Below are 17,896 nucleotides of genomic sequence, written 5' to 3'. Positions count from 1 at the left end.
TCGCGAAAGAGAATTTCAGGAGATACCCCATGGCCACCACCGCCGTAACCGACGCCAGCTTCAAGTCCGACGTGCTGGAAAGCGACAAGCCCGTGCTGGTCGATTTCTGGGCCGACTGGTGTGGTCCGTGCAAGATGATCGCACCCGCGCTCGAAGAACTAAGCGAGGAACTGGGCGACAAGGTCACCATCGCCAAGATGGACATCATGGAAAACCCGGAAGTGCCGGGCGGCATGGGCGTCCAGTCGATCCCTTATCTGGTGCTGTTCAAGAACGGCGAGCCGGCAGCGCACATGCGCGGCGCAGCGCCCAAGGGCCAGCTCAAGCAGTGGCTCGAAGGCGAGCTCTAATCCAGTTTCGCATAGCGTTCGGCCAGCTCGTCCCACAGGGCGGGGCTGGCCGCACCCAGCAGGCCCGTTCGGCCCACCTCGTCCACGCGATAGGGTGAGCCGTCGGGCCGCCCTGCTTTTCCGCCAGCTTCGTTGAGCCACAGCGCTCCGGCGGCGTGGTCCCAAGCCAGCGTCCGTTCGAAGATCGACACATCGTTCACCCCCAGCGCCAGCCGTGGATATTGTTCTGCGGCGCAATAAGGGATGTCGACAAGGTCGTAATACGGCGCGATATGCGCCTTTGTGGCTTCGCGTCGCGCTTCTTCCATGAAAATTAGCGAAATGGCCGCCACTGGACGTTTCCCGTCCGTCGTTCGCGCCGACACCTTCTGACCATCTATGAAAGCCCCTTTCCCGCGATGCGCGGTGCAGAGGCGGCCCGTCAGACAATCGTAGATCCAGCCGGTATGCGCCTCGCCGCCAGAGCCCATCGCAATCAGGATGCCGAAGGGCGGTTTTCCGGCTGCGAAGTTGCGGGTGCCGTCGATCGGGTCGATGATCCAGCAGTCGCCGGACAAACGGTCGAGGACAGTCGGATCGGCATGGGCCGCTTCCTCGCCGACCATGGCCAAGCCGGGAATGATCCGCGACAGGCCCTCGCTTAGCATGGCCTCGCTTTCGCGGTCGGCAATGGTGACCGGATCGTTGCCACCCTTGTCCTCGATGTCGCCGTCCGCGAGATTGCGGTAATGCGGGAGGATCGCCTTCTCGGTCGTTTCCCGCAGCAGTCGTTCGACCGCTGAATGCAGAGCGTCGATGCCGCTCACGAGCGATAGTCGGCGTTGATCGAGATGTATTCGTGCGTCAGGTCGCAGGTCCACACCGTCGCGCGGCCTTCGCCAATCCCGAGATCGACGTCCATTCGAATTTCCTGTCCGGCCAGATGTTCTGCCACCGGGCCCTCGTCGTAATCGGGCAGGGGCTGGCCGTCCTTCGCCGCCCATGTCCCGCCGAAGCCGATGGAAAGCCGGTCGCGGTCTGCCGGTTCGCCGGCCTTGCCCACCGCCATCACCACTCGCCCCCAATTCGCATCACCGCCCGCGATGGCCGTCTTTACCAGCGGCGAATTGGCAATCGCAAGACCTATGCGGCGCGCACTGTCATCGTTCTCCGCGCCGGAAACTGCGATCTCGATGAACTTTTGCGCCCCTTCGCCATCCCGCACGACCAGCTGCGCCAGCGTCCGGCAGACCTCGAGCAGGGCGGCGTAGAAGGCGTCGGCCCCGGTATCGTCCCATCCTGCCAGCGTCGCATTCCCGGCTTTCCCGGTCGCGAAGACCAGCACCGTGTCGCTGGTCGATGTGTCGCCGTCTACGGTGATGCAGGAAAAGGTCGCGGCGTTCGCCTTATCCAGCATCTCCTGCAGGAAGGCGGGCTCCACCGCCGCGTCAGTGAAGACGTAGCCGAGCATCGTCGCCATGTCGGGCGCGATCATGCCGCTGCCCTTGATGATCCCCGCCAGTTCGACGCGCGTTTCGCCGAGAATCGCCGAGGCACCGGCGCCCTTTGTAAAAGTGTCGGTCGTGCCGATGGCATCGGTCGCATCTCGCCAGCCGCAGGGTTGCGCCTCGAGGGCCGCATCGATCCCAGCGCGGGCCTTGTCCTTCGGCAGCGGCACGCCGATTACTCCGGTCGACGAAACGAATACGTCGCTCGGCTCGCAGTCTAGCCCGCCAGCCACCTGCGCCATGATCTGTTCGACCGCTTCGCGCCCGCGATGGCCGGTGAAAGCATTGGAATTGCCTGCGTTGACGACAAGCGCGCGGGCCTGACCAAGCTTTACTTGCTCCCGGCCCAGTTCGACCTCGCTGGAAGCACACGCGCTCTTGGTAAATAGGCCCGCGACGCTCGTGTCCGGAGCCAGCTCCACCAGCGTCAGATCGCAGCGGTCCCAATTCTTGTAGTGCGCCCGTGCGACACGCAAAGTCACACCCTCGATGGAGGGCAGCTCGGGAAAGGAAACGGCGAGGGGGGAGCGGGCAAGGTCCATGCCTCGCGCGCTACCCCCCGATAATCGCTTTGCCAAGCGTCAGGCGGTGCGGGCGGCCCCGCGCGGCACCAGCCAGAAGGCGAGGCCGTAAAGCAGCAGCGTGGCGACAAGCAGGTTGTTGTACCCGCTGAACAGCGCGAGATACTCGAGGCAGCCGCCCACGATGGTCCCGATCAGGTTCAGCGCGAAGGCGCTTTGCGAATTGGACGATTCCCGGAAGCGTTTCGCAAAGGCGATATTCGCGAGATAGATCGGCAGGAAGGCCAGAACCGTCCCCGCGATCAGGCGCGGCCAGAAGGAAAGCGCGAGCAGCCATTCCGGCTTGATCACCCAGGCCGCAGCCAGCGATACTGCGATGGCGGCAAAGACGACCTTCAATGGTGGCGTCTTGAACTTGCGCTCGGTCTCGACCGCAGCGAGCACCACCACTAGCACGCCTGCAAAGACGAGCGCATTCACGAACCAGGTGGTGCCGAACAGCAGAGCGAAGGTCGCAATGTTCTTCGTCTCCAGCAGCAGGAAGGCTGCGCCCATGAAGAAGAGGTCCGCATAGGGGCGCATTTCCTTCAACGGCCCACCCAGCACGCGGACAGTCAGCACGGTGACGGCGAGGATGCCGAACAGCGTGATCGCATAGAGCGGCGGGAAGCCATTGCCGCGGAAATAGAGGAACGGGGCATCGTCGCTAACCGTGCCGATTTCCTCAGCGGAAGCGCCGGGTGCCCACGCCGCACCGCAGGTCTGCGAGGACTCTTGCTTCGCGACCAAGATGACGGCCTGCTGCCCAGCGAAGGTATCGACGCAGGGCGCGTGGCCGAACGCCTTGGCGGCAGTACCGGCCAAGCGGTCGATCAGCCAGTCCTCGCGGTAGTAATTGTACATGGCGAAGGCCCCGTCTTCGGTCAGCACGCGATTGACCGATTGCAGAGCTTCGTCGGTGAAGAGGAAGCTTTCGAGGCGGATCTGCGACGCACCGCTCACCAGCGTCAGCGAGTCGGGCAGGGCGAAGAGCACCAGATCGTATTTCTTGTCGGTGTTCTGCAGGAATGCGCGGCCATCGTCGACGTGGCGGGTCACGCGCAGATCGTCATAGGGGCGGTCGATATTGTGCGCCGCGCCCAGTTCCATGATGACCGGATCGATATCGACCGCATCGACCGATTGCGCACCCTTCGACAAGGCAATGGCGACGTCCGAACCGGAGCCTGCGCCGATGATAAGGACATTGCCGAGATCGCCGACCGGCAGGCGGTTGTAGGGCATCTCGTAGATGTGTTCGCCTTGCTCGATCTTCCACTGGGCGGGGGCCATCAGCTGGTGCGGCACGCGATTGGCGCGGATTTCCATGAAGCCCGGCATGCCTTCCTTGGCCGTGGTTTCGACCTTGTAATAAGGCGACCAATAGATGTCGTCGCGCAGGCTCTCCTGGCCCAGCGGCACCAGCAGGGCCACGCACCAGGCAAGGCTTACCAGGCGGCGCTTGGGATCGGTAAGAACGAGGTAGGGCACGATGGCCATCAGCCCCCAGACGATCGACGGCGCGCGCAGGAAGCTGAGAGCGGTAAAAGTCAGGATGCCGGCGAGCGAACCGATGAGGTCCCAGCGATAGGCGGTGAGCGGGGTTAGTTTGGCAAAGCAACGTCCAACCAGCTCGGCTGGACCGGCGAGGATGGCAGCGACCGTCACGAATACCAGCGGCAGCGCCAACCACGCGGGCGGGCCGTAAACCTTGAGCGAGGAGAAATAAATTATGTCCGAACCGCTCTGCTCGATCGTGACCGGGAATTTGACCACGGCGATGACCAGCACCGCGAGCAAGGGCAGCGAAAACGGCCAGATCGACCAGCTCTTGCGGCTGATCAGGAAACCGGCCCCGATGCCGAGGAACGAGCCGAGCAGGACGAAATTCGAGAAATAAGACAGGTGCACGACATTGGCGCCCAGCCAGCGGATCAGTGCCAACTCCACGAACAGCATCGTGAATGCGGCAAGGATCAGCCGACGGACCACCGCCGGATTGTCGTCGATCGCTTTCTCCGCAGTCGTTTGAGTTCCATTGCCGCCAGCGAATGCGGCGTTGTCGGCAGTGATGTCGGTCAATTCGTTTCCCCCCGGTGTCGGGCGTGCATCGCCCACCGTTGGCCGGGTGCTATCGGAAGTATGGTTACCAGCGGGTAAAGATGTCGCGTTGGATGCGGCGAGCCTGTAGGCCGAACGGGCGGACGGTAGACAATTCGGCCATTCACGCTATCTTGTGTCGAGTATGCTGAAGCGCCTGCTCACATTTCTGGCGATCATCACGGGCCTGACCGCGGTCGGTGCGCCGGTGCATGTGTCTGCGGCAGGAACGCTTGGCGTCGCGCTGGAGCAGAGCCAGCGGGCCGACCAGCCGGTCAAGGGTGACATCGCCACCTGCGAAGAGCGGGAGCGGCAGCGCAAGGCGCGCGGTGAGAAAGCGCGTCCGTGTCGGCCGGCCAGTACCGTCACCGTGGTCATCCCGACCGTGATGTTCGGGCCCGATCGCGCCTTCGAATAAGGCCTCTACCGCGCCAGTATTCCAAGACTCGGCACCGCAGGTGTGCGCGGGCATTCCATCTATAGACACAGCCTACCAGATTCAGGGGCACCCCGTTCCATGTTCAATTCCGTGATGAAAGCCGTCTTCGGCTCGTCCAACGATCGTTACGTCAAATCGCTCGGCAAGATCGTCGACCAGATAAACGCGCTCGAACCGCAGCTGCAGGCGCTTTCCGACGAGGAGCTGGCTGCTCAGACCGAGAAGTTTCGCGCGCAGCTGGCCGATGGCAAGACGCTGGACGACATTCTGCCCGAAGCCTTTGCCACCGTGCGTGAAGCATCTGTCCGTGTGCTCGGCATGCGCCATTTCGATGTGCAAATGGTCGGCGGTATCGTGCTTCATCGCGGCGAGATCGCGGAGATGAAGACGGGTGAGGGCAAGACGCTGGTTTCGACGCTCGCGACCTATCTCAACGCGATCGAGGGCAAGGGCGTCCACGTCGTGACGGTCAACGACTACCTCGCTCGCCGCGACGCCGAATGGATGGGCCGCCTGCACCAGTTCCTCGGCCTCACGGTCGGGGTGATCGTTCCGAACCTCAACGAGTTCGAGCGGCGTGAAGCCTACAACTCCGACGTTACCTACTCGACCAATAACGAGCTGGGCTTCGATTACCTGCGCGACAACATGAAGCATGAGCGCAGCCAGATGGTGCAGCGCCCCTTCAACTTTGCGGTAATCGACGAAGTCGATTCGATCCTGATCGACGAAGCGCGCACCCCGCTGATCATCTCCGGTCCGACCGAGGACAAGTCCGATCTCTACATCTCGATCGACGAGGTGGTGAAGACCTTCCCCGAGGACTGGTACGAGAAGGACGAGAAGCAGCGCAGCATCCAGCTGACCGAAGAAGGCACCGAGGAGGTCGAGAAGCTCCTCATCGAGCGCGGCTTGCTCGAAACCGAGAACCTCTACGACGTGGAGAACACCCAGGTCGTGCACCATCTCGACCAGGCGCTGCGTGCCGTGCACATGTTCAAGAAGGACACCGACTACATCGTCAAGGACGACAAGGTCGTCATCATCGACGAGTTTACCGGCCGCATGATGGACGGCCGCCGCTGGTCGAACGGCCTGCACCAGGCAGTCGAGGCCAAGGAAGGCGTGAAGATCGAGCCGGAGAACCAGACGCTGGCCTCGATCACCTTCCAGAACTATTTCCGCATGTATCCCAAGCTGTCCGGCATGACCGGCACGGCAGCCACCGAAGCGGCGGAATTCTGGGATATCTACAAGATGAACGTGGTCGAAATCCCGACCAATGTTCCCGTCCAGCGCATCGACGAGGACGACGAGTTCTACAAGAACACGCAGGACAAGTTCCGCGCCATTGCCAAAGCGATCCGCGAGAAGAACGAGATCGGCCAGCCGGTCCTGGTCGGCACGGTCTCGATCGAAAAATCCGAATTGCTGAGCGAATTCCTCAACCAGGAAGGCGTGGAGCACGAAATCCTCAACGCCCGCCAGCACGAGCGTGAGGCGCATATCGTGGCCCAGGCGGGCCGCATCGGCGCCGTCACCATCGCGACCAACATGGCCGGCCGCGGTACTGACATCCAACTCGGCGGCAATGTCGATTTCCGTATCGGCGACGAGCTGGCCGACATGCCGGACGGCCCTGAAAAAGACGCGGCGATCGCGAAGATCAAGGACGAGGTGGCGGAAGAAAAGCAGCGCGTGCTGGATGCCGGCGGGCTCTTCGTGCTCGGCACCGAGCGGCATGAGAGCCGCCGCATCGACAACCAGCTACGCGGCCGCTCGGGTCGTCAGGGCGATCCTGGCCTGAGCCGGTTCTACCTCTGCCTCGAAGACGATCTGCTCCGTATTTTCGGCCCGGATACGCTGTTCTCGAAAATGATGAACTCCAACCTCGAGGACGGCGAGGCCATCGGGTCCAAGTGGCTTTCCAAGGCCATCGAAACCGCTCAAAAGAAGGTCGAGGCGCGCAATTACGAGGTCCGCAAGCAGGTCGTCCAGTACGACGACGTGATGAACGACCAGCGCAAGGTCATCTATGAACAACGCGCCGAGATCATGGATAGCGAAGCGGTCGACGATGTGGTCGTCGATATGCGCCACGATGCGATCAATTCGCTGGTGTCCAATGCCTGCCCCCCGGGCTCCTATCCCGAACAGTGGGATATCGAGGGCCTGAAGGAGCAGACCGAAGAGGTTCTCGGGATGAACTTCCCGCTGGACGAGTGGCTCCAGGAAGAACAGGTCGAGCCGGAGATCATCGAGGAGCGCATCCGCGAGGCCGCCGACCAGGCGATGGACAGCAAGCTCGCTTCGGGAGATGCGGCCATGTGGCGGCGGATCGAGAAGAGCATCCTGCTGCAGGAACTCGACAGCGAGTGGAAGGATCACCTCGCGACACTCGACGCGCTACGGCAGGTCGTGGGCCTGCGTGCCCATGCGCAAAAGCAGCCGCTCAACGAGTACAAGCAGGAAGCCTTTACCCTGTTCGAAAGCATGCTCGACAAGCTACGCGAGACGGTGACCAACAAGCTGCTGCGCATCGAACTGCGCGAGCCGGAACCGCTGCCGCCCATCGACCTGCCCGAACTGCCGGACTTCCTGACCGGCCATATCGACCCCCTCACCGGGCTCGACAATTCGGAGGACGGCGACGGATCGGAGAGTCGCAAGGCGCTCTTCGGCGCGCTGGCAGGTAGCTCGCAGGCAGCTGTCGGCCCCGGCGGTTCGGCGACGGAAAACCCCTATGCCGACATGAACATCAGCCGCAACGCGCCGTGCCCGTGTGGCTCTGGCAACAAGTACAAGCATTGCCACGGTGCGATCGGAGCCGCTCCGCAGGCATGAGAATGAGCAGCCCCGCTTCTAAATGGTGCGGGGCTGCCTGACCATCGGAACGAGGGGCGGTGCGTCTTCCTCTGGAATGATCGGCCCGCCCATCTCCTCGAACCCGCAGCTGGCGTAGAATCCGCGGTTGACCGGGTTCGAATTTTCGAGATAGGCGATTGTCCCGGTGTGGTCGCAGGCATCAAGCACGGGCTGGATCAGCTTGCGTCCCAAGCCTTTGCCCCGCGCCGATTGCCGCACGCCGATACTGAAGAGATAAGCGTGGTCGAAACTCGGATGGCGCGTCTCCATCGCTTCGCCTGTTCGGATTCCGCGCCTCACTGCGCCTGCTCCGCATTTGAATAGCGTCGGGATCGCAAACGCGGCGTAATCCATGGTGCTGAAGCTCGCATCGTCGCCCGGCATCATCCACATGCAGGCGCCGTCGGTGCCGCTGGTGTAGCAATATCCGCGTTGCGAGTAGATCCGACGTGCCTGCAGGTGGAACAGATGCTCGATCCCGGCGAAATTGCCGAACAGCCATGCATTGAAGGGGTCATTGCGGAAGGCGTCGGCGGTGATGTCGCCCAGCAATCTTGCATCATCCGGTCCCGCTCGGCTGAGGTTGTCGCCAAGAACGATATCGTCAGCCGTCATCGCGTTCTTCCCCCCCCATCGCAAGCTAGCGAGACGGGGCGGGGCGGTCTAGTAGGACAAAATGCCGCTTCTGATCCTCGCCTTCTTTGTCACCGCGCTGCTTTACGCCAGCGTCGGATTCGGTGGCGGCTCGACCTACACTGCGCTCCTGGCGCTGTCCGGCTTGGATTACCGGATCCTTCCGTTGCTGTCGCTCTCCTGCAACATCGTCGTAGTCGCCGGCAGCACCGTCCGCTTCGCGCGGGCCGGCGTTACGCCCTGGCGAGGCGCGGGGCTTCTCACAGCGCTTGCCGCTCCTGCGGCGCTTGTGGGAGGATTGACTCCTATCTCCGAGACAGTCTTCCTCACGATCTTGGGCCTGAGCCTGCTGTTTGCCGGGGGAGCCTTGCTCCTGAAGCAGAACGTATCGTCTGCGGCGCCAGCCAAGGCTGCGCGCTTCATGCCGTTCCTCGCAATACCGCTCGGCTATCTGGCGGGACTGGTCGGGATCGGCGGCGGCATTTTCCTTGCGCCGTTGCTGCATCTAAGCCGCTGGGGTTCGGCTCGCTCCATTGCGGCAACGGCTAGCCTTTTCATTCTGGTGAATTCGATATCAGGATTTTTCGGACAATTAGCGAAGAATGATACGGAACATTTAGCTTATGCAGCAGAGATAGCTCTTCCACTGCTCGCTGCCGTAATAATTGGAGGGCAAATCGGGAATTTGTTGGCCGTGCGGTATTTACCTATGAGCTGGATCCGCGGCGCCACGGGGGTGCTTACCTTTTACGTTGGCGCCCGAATTTTGACGAGTTCCGTCTAGTTTACCGGACGAAACCTATTGGAGATCGTAAGTAGATCGGAGCCGCTGCCTCACATCTTGCCAGCCGTTCTTCCTCATCTGTTCCATTTGCGCCATGATCTCCGCATAATTCGGGTTCCATGAGACGTTTCGCTCTTCGAGGGGGTCGGCACCAAGATCATACAATTCTTGTGCTGCTACACGGTCACCTTTGAGCCAGGCTGTATAACGGTACTTTGCGGTTCGCACGGTGTAGCCCTGATAAACCCCGCTGGCATGCTTGCGATCATATTGTGCGAACGCGGCATCCTTCCACTTGGTCCAGGGTTTGTCCAAAACATACTCGAACGATTGACCCTCCAGTTCCGGCCGGACCTCGAAATCCGCCAATTCGGACAGAGTTGGGAAAATATCGACCGTTTCGACAATCGCCCGGGTTCGCGAACCCGGCTTGGTCTGGCCTGGGACGCGCACGATCAGAGGGATTCTGATGTCGATATTGGCATTGGACGTCTTGGCCCAATGACCGTAGTCGCCGAGCTTATATCCATGGTCACCCCAAAGGACGACGACCGTATTTTCGGAAAGACCGCTTTCATCCAGATAGTCGAGAACCTCACCGATCATCCGGTCGACGAAAGTGACCGAAGCCATGTACCCCCTGATCAAATCATTGCTCGCTTCGTGGGGGAAGTTCGGCTTTGCATACCAATCTGTCGGTTTGAACGAGAGGTAGTCAGAATAATGAAAAATCTCGTTCGTCAGGAAGGCCCACGGTATCTGCCCGTCCTGACCTTCCGGCTTGATCGGCTTAGTTAAAGCATCTGTCGAGAATCGGTCCCAATCGGACTTCGGAACGGCAAAGGGTAAATGCGGGCGTCGGAAACCCACTGTCATAAAGAAAGGCTTTTCCGAATCTTTCAGTAGCGCCAACCGCTCCTTGGCTTTTTCTTTGACTTCCCAGTCTTGAAGTGTCGTTTCGTCGTCGACTTGACTGACGGCAATATCACGTGCGTTGTCCGCCCCTCGAAATCTGAATGTAAATCCATCATAATCGTCCCACGACAGGTGATAGACTTTACCGATAGACTCGCTGTGATATCTACCTTTCTTGAACTGGTCCGGCATCGTGACCAGACCTTCGATATCGGACACCAGCGCGCCGTTATTTGTGATCGCAGTAGTATCCGGCCGCATCCCGGTCATGAGCGACGCGCGGGATGGTCCGCAAATAGCCATGCTTACAAAGGCATTTTCGAACACCATGCCGGTTTCGGCAAAACGATCGATATTTGGAGATATGGCGGTTGTATCTCCATAAGCACCCAGCGCCGGACGCAAATCATCGACCATGAGCACGAGAAAATTTGTGCGTGGCGCAGGGGTCGGCGTCGGTGTCGGTGCCGGGGTTGGCGTGGGTATCGGGGATGGTGCCGGAGCCGGTGCTGCAGTGGCGACAGGACTTGGCGACCCGTCATCGGACCCGCAACCGGACAGGCCGACCGCAAGCGACAGCGCAACAACCGCACCATAGGTGCGAACTCGAGATTTCATCGCTTTTACGACCCCTGTTCTTCTCATCGGGCCGGTTTGATAGCTCCGACTGAGCAATCGGCCCTCTGCGCGAAATGACCGTCCATTGCCCCTTCGCGCGAGTGCCAATTAACCAGGAAAGTTATCGAAAACAAGGCGGAAGCCAACATTGGACGTGCCCATCCCCGGGTCTCGCCCTTGCCGGGCTGCAGGGCGGTACCGCTGGCAATAGTTCGGCGCACACAAGAAACTCCCGCCCTTCATTACGCGACTGGCGAACCCAGGATTAAGAGGATCCCGGGCTTGGCCGACCAGCGGCCCCTTCGGATTCTCGACGGCATCGGCATCGCGCCCCGGCGTGTAATAGTCTGCAGTCATTTCCCAGACATTGCCGATCATGTCGTACAGCCCTTGCGAATTGGGTTCAAAGCAGCCGACAGGGGCGATGCGATCATGACCATCGAGTGCTTTATTCTCGAGTGGAAACATACCCTGCCATGTATTCGCTTCGTCCGGGTCAGGCTGAAGATTTCGATATTGGCCCTCGTCGCGAGCGGCAAATTCCCACTCCGCCTCCGTCGGAAGGCGTCCGCCCTTCCATTCCGCATAGGCCAGCATGTCCGCGAGGGTGAGATGAACGACCGGCTCGTTCGCCTGCGCGGGTGAGCCTTCAGGCCCATATGGTTTTCGCCAGCTTGCGCCCGGCAGGTATTGCCACCAGTCACGGTAGTCCCGGCTTGCAAAGGATGGAGATGAAAAGACCGCCGAGCCGGGTTCGAGCATCTCGGGAGGTATGTCTTCCAGAGGAACACCGAACAAGTCCGGATCGACCGGACGTTCGGCGTCGGTCACATAGCCCGTCTCCGTGACAAACTGCGCGAATTGACGATTCGTGACTTCGTGTCGTTCCATCCAGAATGTCGATACAGTCGTTGTTCGGATGGGGCGTTCTTCGGGATATAAGGCGCCGGTGCCCATCTCGAACGTACCGCCGGCTATCTGGACTGGCCTATCAGCGATCGAAACGCAGTTACGTGTCTGATCTTCTTCCAGTTTCCGGCCGGACGACGCTTCGGTGCAGCTCGCCGCGACCACGACCATAGCAATGGTCGCCAGCCCCGCAGATTTACGAGCGCGACTGGTCTGCATCGTAAGTGCTGAGCGATCCACGAAGAAATGGCTCCCCGAGTTGGATTCGAACCAACGACCAAGTGATTAACAGTCACCTACTCTACCGCTGAGCTATCGGGGAGCAGCCCGTTAGGCAGGCCGCGCGTATATGGGGGCGATTCCGGTTTTGCAAGCGGGCAATTGGCAAAAATTCGCAGCTCTCAAGAGCCGTAGCGCTCAAACTACGAATTGCTCCGCGACAATGCGTTCGTCGAGGGCGTGGCCGGGATCGAACAGCAGCGTCAATTCGCTGTCCTGCGCGATCTCCAAGCTGACTTCGGCGACGTCGCGCAGTTCTTTCTGATCGGCCACCGCACTGACCGGGCGCTTGTTGGGCTCGTTCACACGAAAGGTCACCCGGCTTCGGTCCGGGAGGATCGCGCCCTTCCAACGCCGCGGCCGGAACGCCGAGATCGGGGTGAGGGCCAGCAGGTGCGAATCCAGAGGCAGGATCGGGCCGTCGGCCGACAGGTTGTACGCGGTCGAGCCTGCTGGGGTCGCCAGAAGCACGCCGTCGCAGACGAGTTCCTTAATGCGCGCCTTGCCGTCGACGCTGACCTCGATCTTTGCGGTCTGGCGCGTTTCGCGCAGTAATGAAACCTCGTTGATGGCGCAGAAGCGATGCTGCGTCCCGTCCTGCGTAGTGGCCTGCATCGACAGGGGAGAAATCGTGACCGGTTTGGCCCGTCCGATCCGGGTCAGCAGCGTATCTGGGTTGCGATTGCGGTTCATGAGGAAGCCGACGGTGCCGACGTTGAGGCCATAGACCGGGATCACGCGGTCGCTGTCCAGCATCGCGTGCAAGGTTTGCAGCATGAAGCCGTCGCCCCCTAGCACCACGGCCGCCTCCGCCTCCTCCATCGGCACCCAGTTTGCGATATCGCGAAAACCGGCGGCAGCCTCCTGCGCGCGCTCCGTATCCGATACCAGCAATGCCAGACGGCGATAATCGGTCATGGTGCGGCGCGTGCTCCGTTCCGCAGGCAGGTCGCCCGGTTCGGCGCGCTACCTATGGCCGCCCGTCCCATTTGGCAACAGAGCCAAATGACTGGATTAAATTGTCGGTAAAGCGGATAGAAACGTTCCCATGGCAACGCTGCCCCAAGACAATACAAGAGAGTCGCGCGATAGCCTGACCGGCCTGGCCGATCTGGAAGAAGCACGCGCGACCATTGCGCGGTGGCAGCGCGATTGGCCGCAGGACACGATCCCGTGCCCGATCCACGCGATGATGATCACGCTCGGCCGGATCGACACGGTCAACGTGGCCTTTGGCGAAAGCGCGGGCGACGGCGCGCTGGTCGAGGTGGCGCAGCGCATCAAGCATTTCGCCGCCGACGAGCTCGACAGCATGGCCTGGCTGGCGGCGCGGATCAGCGGCGGGAGTTTCCTCCTGCTGTCGCGTCAGCAATGCAGCCGCGAACGCTGGGAATGGCTCGCCGAAGCACTTGCCGATGCGATCGCCATGCCGATCGCCAGCCCGGGAGACGATGTCGGAAGCCTGCGCCTGTGGCCGCGCGTGGTCTTGTTGCGTGCGACAGAAGACGATTCTCCGGAGCGGATTTTCGATCGATTGTCCGAAATGGCGAACAGTATGCGGCAAGGGCAGGGGCGCAGGATTGACTGGTCGAGCGGCGAAATCGAACTCTCTGGCCGCTCGTTCCGCGATCTCGAGGCCGATTTGCTCGCCGCGATCGACAAGGACGAGATCGAGATCCTGTTCCAGCCGCAGTATGCGCTGGCCGACGACAAGATGATCGGGGCCGAGGCGCTGGCGAGGTGGCACCACCCGACCATCGGGCGCGTGGGGGCAGGATCGCTGTTCCAGATTGCCGAGCGTGCCGACCATGTCGCGCATCTTTCGCGCCATATCGCACAGCGGGCGCTGGAGCAGGCGGTCCACTGGCCGGAGCATCTGCGGCTGTCGCTCAACATCACGCCTGCCGATCTCGCCGCCGACAGCTTTGCGATGGAATTTGCCCGACTGGCCGAGCGGATCGGCTTCTCCATGTCGCGCATCACACTGGAAATTATCGAGCAAGTCCTGCTCGCCGATCTCGACAGGGTTGGACACGTGCTCGACCAACTCAAGATCTTCGACATCCGTCTGGCGCTCGACGATTTCGGCGCGGGCTTCTGCAACTTCCGCTATCTCAAGGTGCTGCCGATCGACTGCATCAAGCTCGACCGCTCGATGATCGACGGCGTTCTGGAGGACGATCGCGACCTCGCGGTCTTTCGCGCCATCATCGCGATGGCAAGCGCGCTCGATCTCGCGGTCGTGGTGGAAGGCGTGGAGAAGGAAGAGCAGCGCGCGCTGATTTCCGCAGAGGGCTGCGAATATTACCAGGGCTTCCTGCGCGCCGAACCCATGACAGCGCAGGAATTTCTAAAGCTGGCAGAGGCTTAAGCCGCCTTCTTGTCGCGCTTTCGTGCTTTCCGCACGATCCCCGATAACCCCTTCGTCAATTGGAACAGGCCGTTCAGCCTGCTCTCCGGCGAATTCCATGCGCGACTGATGACCAGCTTCATGTCGGGCCGCAGCTTGGCCGTTCCCTGCAGGCGATCGACATAAGAGATCAGACCGGGGCCGTCGGGGAAATCGTCATTGTGGAACGTCACGAGCGTGCCCTGTGCGCCGACGTCGATCTTGGCGATGTTCGCCTCGATGGCTTGATGCTTGATTTCGATCAGGCGGACTAGGTTCGCGGTCGCGGCAGGTAGGTCGCCGAAACGGTCGATCATCTCGGCGGCGAGCGCCTCGATTTCAGCCTTGTCCTCAGCATCGTTGAGACGGCGGTAGAGAGCCATGCGGACGGCGAGGTCCGGCACATAATCCTCCGGAATCATGATCGGGGCATCAACTGTAATCTGCGGACTGACGCGCTCCGGCTTGGCCTCAAGGCCCAGTTCACCGGCCTTTGCTGCAAGGATCGCGTCCTCGAGCATCGACTGGTAGAGTTCGAAGCCGACCTCGCGGATATGGCCGGACTGCTCGTCGCCCAAGAGATTGCCTGCGCCGCGGATGTCAAGATCGTGGCTCGCCAGCTGAAAGCCCGCGCCGAGGCTGTCGAGATCGCCCAGGACTTTCAGCCGCTTCTCCGCGACTTCGCTCAACTGCGTGTCGGCGGCATAAGTGAGATAGGCATAGGCTCGCAGCTTCGAGCGGCCCACGCGGCCGCGCAGCTGATAGAGCTGAGCGAGGCCGAAGATGTCCGCGCGGTGGATGATGATGGTGTTCGCGCTCGGCAAATCGAGGCCGCTTTCGACGATAGTCGTAGCTAGCAGGACATCATATTTGCCCTCGTAGAAGGCGCTCATCCGCTCCTCGATCTCGCCCGCGTTCATCTGGCCGTGGGCAGCGACGAACTTCACCTCGGGCACGTTTTCGTGAAGCCAGTCGGACACCTGTTCCATGTCCGAAATGCGCGGTACGACGATGAAGCTTTGCCCGCCGCGATGGTGCTCGCGCAGCAGCGCCTCGCGCATCACCATATCGTCCCATTCCATTACATAGGTCCGCACAGCTAGACGATCGACAGGCGGGGTCTGGATGGTAGAAAGTTCGCGCAGGCCCGTCATCGCCATCTGCAGGGTACGCGGGATCGGCGTGGCGGTCAGCGTCAGCATGTGCACATCGGCGCGTAGCTGCTTGAGCTTCTCCTTATGCGTCACGCCGAACCGCTGTTCTTCGTCCACGATCACGAGGCCGAGGTTCTTGAACTTCGTCTGCTTGGACAAGATCGCGTGGGTGCCGACAACTATGTCGACATCGCCGTTCTCCAGCCCTTCGCGGGTCTCCTTCGTTTCTTTCGAACCCACCAGTCGAGACAGCCGCCCGACCTTGAGGGGAAAGCCGCCGAAGCGCTGGCTGAAATTCTCGAAATGCTGGCGGGCGAGCAGGGTGGTTGGGGCGACCACGGCGACCTGCTGGCCGTTCATCGCGGCCACGAAAGCGGCGCGCAAGGCTACCTCGGTTTTGCCGAAGCCGACGTCGCCGCAGACGAGCCGGTCCATCGGCCTGCCGCTTTCTAGATCGCGCAGCACGTCTTCGATCGCGCGCTCCTGGTCGTCGGTTTCTTCGTATTGGAAACGGTCGAGGAACTGGTTGTACGGGCCGTCCTCGACTTCCAGCACCGGCGCTTTCTTCAGCGCGCGCTGGGCGGCGACCTGCATTAACTCGCCAGCGATCTCCCGGATGCGCTCTTTCAGCCGGGCACGGCGTTTCTGCCAGGCTTCTCCGCCCAGTCTGTCCAGTTGCACCGCTTCTTCCGACGAGCCGTAGCGGCTGAGCACATCGATGTTTTCGACTGGAATAAATAGCTTGTCGCCGCCGCGATATTCCAGCTGGACGCAGTCGTGCTTCGACTTGCCGACCGGGATGGGTTCGAGGCCGAGATACTTGCCGATGCCATGCTCTGTGTGGACGATCAGGTCGCCCACACTGAGCGCCTGCAGTTCGGCAAGGAACGCGTCGGCATCCTTGCGCTTGCGCTTGCGGCGCACGAGTCGATCGCCGAGAATGTCCTGCTCGGTCAGTAACTCCAGTTCGTCGTTTGCAAAGCTGGCTTCGACGGGCAGGATCATCGCCGAGGGCTTACCCTTAGCGGATTGGCCGAGCGCTTCCTGCCAACTATCGGCCAGTTGCACCGTGACGCCGGCTTCGCCCAAAATAGAGACGATGCGCGAGCGGCTGCCCTTGGAGTAGGTAGCCAGCAGCGGGCGCTTGTTGGCCTTGCCGATGGTTTTCAGATGGTCGGCCAGCACCGGATAGACATTGTCGCCGCGCGCGCGCTCGGGCGCGAAATCGCGGCCGGAGCGGAAACCGAAGTCGATGACCTTGTCGCTTTCCGGCTCGTCGAAACTGGTCGCGCGGTGGGCGGGCGCAGCGGCGAGGGCGGACTTGAATTCGTCTTCGGTAAGGTAGAGCGCGTCGGGTTTAAGCGGCCGGTAGTTGCCCTTTGCCTGTCCGCTGATCGCGGTGCGCTGGTCGTGATAATCGCCGATATCTTTCAGCCGCTCTTCCGCTGCGGCAAGCGAGGCGTTGTCGATCACGACGACATCGTCTTTGCCCAAGTGGTCGAACAGTGTAACCAGCTTGTCCTCGAGCAGTGGCAGCCAATGCTCCATGCCGGCGAGCCTGCGCCCCTCGCTGACCGCTTCGTAAAGCGGGTCCTGCGTGGCATTGGCTCCGAACATCTCGCGATAGCGGCTGCGGAAGCGCTTGATGCTGTCATCGTCCAGCAGCGCCTCGCTCGCGGGTAGCAGCAGATGGCTATCCAGTCGCCCGGTGCTCATCTGAGTGGTGGGATCGAAACTTCGCAGGCTCTCCAGCTCGTCACCGAAGAAGTCGAGCCGCAGCGCCTCGTCCAGCCCGCTGGGGAAGACGTCGACGATCGATCCGCGGATGGCATAGTCGCCCTTGTCGATCACCGTATCGGTCCGGCTGTAGCCCTGCTTTTGCAGGAGCAGCGACAGGCTTTCGCGGCCGATCTCCGTGCCCGGCTTGAATTCGCGCACACTTTCGCGGATGCGAAACGGGGTGAGCACGCGCTGGAGCACGGCGTTGGCGGTCGTGACGACCAGCTGCGCCTTCGCCTTGCCGGTCTGCAGCCGGTGAAGCGCAGCAAGGCGCCGCGCGCTGATCGACAGGGCGGGGCTGGCGCGGTCGTAGGGGAGCGAGTCCCACGCCGGAAACTCGATCACTTCCAGCTCGGGCGCGAAGAAGGCTGCGGCGTCGACGATCCCGCGCATCGCGGCATCGTCGGGCGCGATGAATACGGCGCGCCCCGTGCTTGCGCGCGCGAGATCGGCCATCACCAGCGGCTGCGCGCCGCGGGCCACCTGCGCCAGCGTGAGCGGGCTATCGGCTTTCAGGATACGGGCAAGGTCGGGCATCGGAATCCTGTCGTCGGGGGCGCAGCCTGTCGCACACGCACGTTTGCCCCCTGCCCTGTCGGGAAGGGGGTGCTTCAGTAATACGTCAGCGGCGAGAT

At 61.6% G+C, this 17,896-nt stretch carries 13 protein-coding genes and 1 tRNA gene; 5 read left to right on the top strand and 9 right to left on the bottom strand.

Annotation, left to right across the window (positions count from 1 at the left end):
* Positions 1–29: 29 nt before the first annotated feature.
* Entirely contained in the window at positions 30–350 is a 321-nt protein-coding gene (gene trxA, locus P8R33_RS00475) for a thioredoxin (protein ID WP_278327032.1), read from the top strand.
* On the opposite strand, the gene P8R33_RS00470 is transcribed toward trxA, so the two are convergent.
* The 3 genes from P8R33_RS00470 to P8R33_RS00460 are packed head-to-tail and all read right to left on the bottom strand — an operon-like array spanning position 347 to position 4,479.
* Entirely contained in the window at positions 347–1,147 is an 801-nt protein-coding gene (locus tag P8R33_RS00470) for an inositol monophosphatase family protein (protein WP_278327906.1), read from the bottom strand. The genes trxA and P8R33_RS00470 overlap by 4 nt on opposite strands.
* A gap of 5 nt (positions 1,148–1,152) precedes the next feature.
* Positions 1,153–2,379, bottom strand: coding sequence for a bifunctional glutamate N-acetyltransferase/amino-acid acetyltransferase ArgJ (argJ, locus tag P8R33_RS00465; protein ID WP_278327031.1), 1,227 nt, complete (start codon positions 2,377–2,379; stop codon positions 1,153–1,155).
* A 39-nt stretch (positions 2,380–2,418) separates the two neighbouring features.
* The gene (locus tag P8R33_RS00460; protein ID WP_278327030.1) at positions 2,419–4,479 is read right to left on the bottom strand and encodes a spermine/spermidine synthase domain-containing protein; all 2,061 of its coding nucleotides are present in this window, start codon (positions 4,477–4,479) and stop codon (positions 2,419–2,421) included.
* A 163-nt stretch (positions 4,480–4,642) separates the two neighbouring features.
* Here P8R33_RS00460 and P8R33_RS00455 point away from each other — a divergent pair, with 163 nt between their 5' ends.
* Both P8R33_RS00455 and secA read left to right on the top strand, forming a co-directional pair.
* Entirely contained in the window at positions 4,643–4,915 is a 273-nt protein-coding gene (locus P8R33_RS00455) for a hypothetical protein (protein WP_278327029.1), read from the top strand.
* 99 nt (positions 4,916–5,014) lie between these two features.
* Positions 5,015–7,780 carry a preprotein translocase subunit SecA gene (secA, locus tag P8R33_RS00450; RefSeq protein ID WP_278327028.1) on the top strand — a complete coding sequence of 922 codons (2,766 nt, stop codon included), beginning with the start codon at positions 5,015–5,017 and terminating at the stop codon, positions 7,778–7,780.
* Positions 7,781–7,798: 18 nt separating this feature from the next.
* On the opposite strand, the gene P8R33_RS00445 is transcribed toward secA, so the two are convergent.
* Positions 7,799–8,416, bottom strand: coding sequence for a GNAT family N-acetyltransferase (locus tag P8R33_RS00445; RefSeq protein ID WP_278327027.1), 618 nt, complete (start codon positions 8,414–8,416; stop codon positions 7,799–7,801).
* Positions 8,417–8,477: 61 nt separating this feature from the next.
* Between P8R33_RS00445 and P8R33_RS00440 the strand changes: the two genes are divergently transcribed.
* A complete protein-coding gene (locus tag P8R33_RS00440) occupies positions 8,478–9,218 on the top strand; it encodes a sulfite exporter TauE/SafE family protein (protein ID WP_278327026.1) in 741 nt (246 codons plus the stop codon).
* Between the two features lie 15 nt (positions 9,219–9,233).
* Here P8R33_RS00440 and P8R33_RS00435 read toward each other — a convergent pair whose 3' ends face one another.
* From P8R33_RS00435 to P8R33_RS00420, 4 genes are all read right to left on the bottom strand, one after another.
* Positions 9,234–10,751, bottom strand: coding sequence for a sulfatase (locus P8R33_RS00435; protein ID WP_278327025.1), 1,518 nt, complete (start codon positions 10,749–10,751; stop codon positions 9,234–9,236).
* Between the two features lie 108 nt (positions 10,752–10,859).
* Complete coding sequence (locus P8R33_RS00430; RefSeq protein ID WP_278327024.1) at positions 10,860–11,900, bottom strand: formylglycine-generating enzyme family protein; 1,041 nt, start codon at positions 11,898–11,900, stop codon at positions 10,860–10,862.
* 7 nt (positions 11,901–11,907) lie between these two features.
* Positions 11,908–11,982, bottom strand: a tRNA-Asn gene (locus P8R33_RS00425).
* Positions 11,983–12,077: 95 nt separating this feature from the next.
* On the bottom strand, positions 12,078–12,857 hold the full coding sequence (locus P8R33_RS00420; RefSeq protein ID WP_278327023.1) for an NAD kinase: 780 nt from the start codon (positions 12,855–12,857) through the stop codon (positions 12,078–12,080).
* Positions 12,858–12,987: 130 nt separating this feature from the next.
* Between P8R33_RS00420 and P8R33_RS00415 the strand changes: the two genes are divergently transcribed.
* A complete protein-coding gene (locus tag P8R33_RS00415) occupies positions 12,988–14,310 on the top strand; it encodes a GGDEF domain-containing phosphodiesterase (protein ID WP_278327022.1) in 1,323 nt (440 codons plus the stop codon).
* Here P8R33_RS00415 and mfd read toward each other — a convergent pair.
* Complete coding sequence (mfd, locus tag P8R33_RS00410; RefSeq protein ID WP_278327021.1) at positions 14,307–17,798, bottom strand: transcription-repair coupling factor; 3,492 nt, start codon at positions 17,796–17,798, stop codon at positions 14,307–14,309. The two genes, P8R33_RS00415 and mfd, sit on opposite strands and share 4 nt — an antisense overlap.
* Positions 17,799–17,896: the final 98 nt, after the last annotated feature.

Source organism: Qipengyuania flavescens (assembly GCF_029688735.1).
Taxonomy (GTDB): Bacteria; Pseudomonadota; Alphaproteobacteria; order Sphingomonadales; family Sphingomonadaceae; genus Qipengyuania.
The sequence above is the reverse complement of the archived record's forward strand: the minus strand, read 5'-3'. Positions and strand labels throughout refer to the sequence as shown.

Bases quoted from the DNA above. Each gene is read 5' to 3' on its own strand.
- P8R33_RS00445 (WP_278327027.1), bottom strand. From the start codon at position 8,416: ATGACGGCTGACGATATCGTTCTTGGCGACAACCTCAGCCGAGCGGGA.
- P8R33_RS00415 (WP_278327022.1), top strand. From the start codon at position 12,988: ATGGCAACGCTGCCCCAAGACAATACAAGAGAGTCGCGCGATAGCCTG.
- mfd (WP_278327021.1), bottom strand. From the start codon at position 17,798: ATGCCCGACCTTGCCCGTATCCTGAAAGCCGATAGCCCGCTCACGCTG.
- argJ (WP_278327031.1), bottom strand. From the start codon at position 2,379: ATGGACCTTGCCCGCTCCCCCCTCGCCGTTTCCTTTCCCGAGCTGCCC.
- P8R33_RS00440 (WP_278327026.1), top strand. From the start codon at position 8,478: ATGCCGCTTCTGATCCTCGCCTTCTTTGTCACCGCGCTGCTTTACGCC.
- P8R33_RS00455 (WP_278327029.1), top strand. From the start codon at position 4,643: ATGCTGAAGCGCCTGCTCACATTTCTGGCGATCATCACGGGCCTGACC.
- trxA (WP_278327032.1), top strand. From the start codon at position 30: ATGGCCACCACCGCCGTAACCGACGCCAGCTTCAAGTCCGACGTGCTG.
- P8R33_RS00420 (WP_278327023.1), bottom strand. From the start codon at position 12,857: ATGACCGATTATCGCCGTCTGGCATTGCTGGTATCGGATACGGAGCGC.
- secA (WP_278327028.1), top strand. From the start codon at position 5,015: ATGTTCAATTCCGTGATGAAAGCCGTCTTCGGCTCGTCCAACGATCGT.
- P8R33_RS00435 (WP_278327025.1), bottom strand. From the start codon at position 10,751: ATGAAATCTCGAGTTCGCACCTATGGTGCGGTTGTTGCGCTGTCGCTT.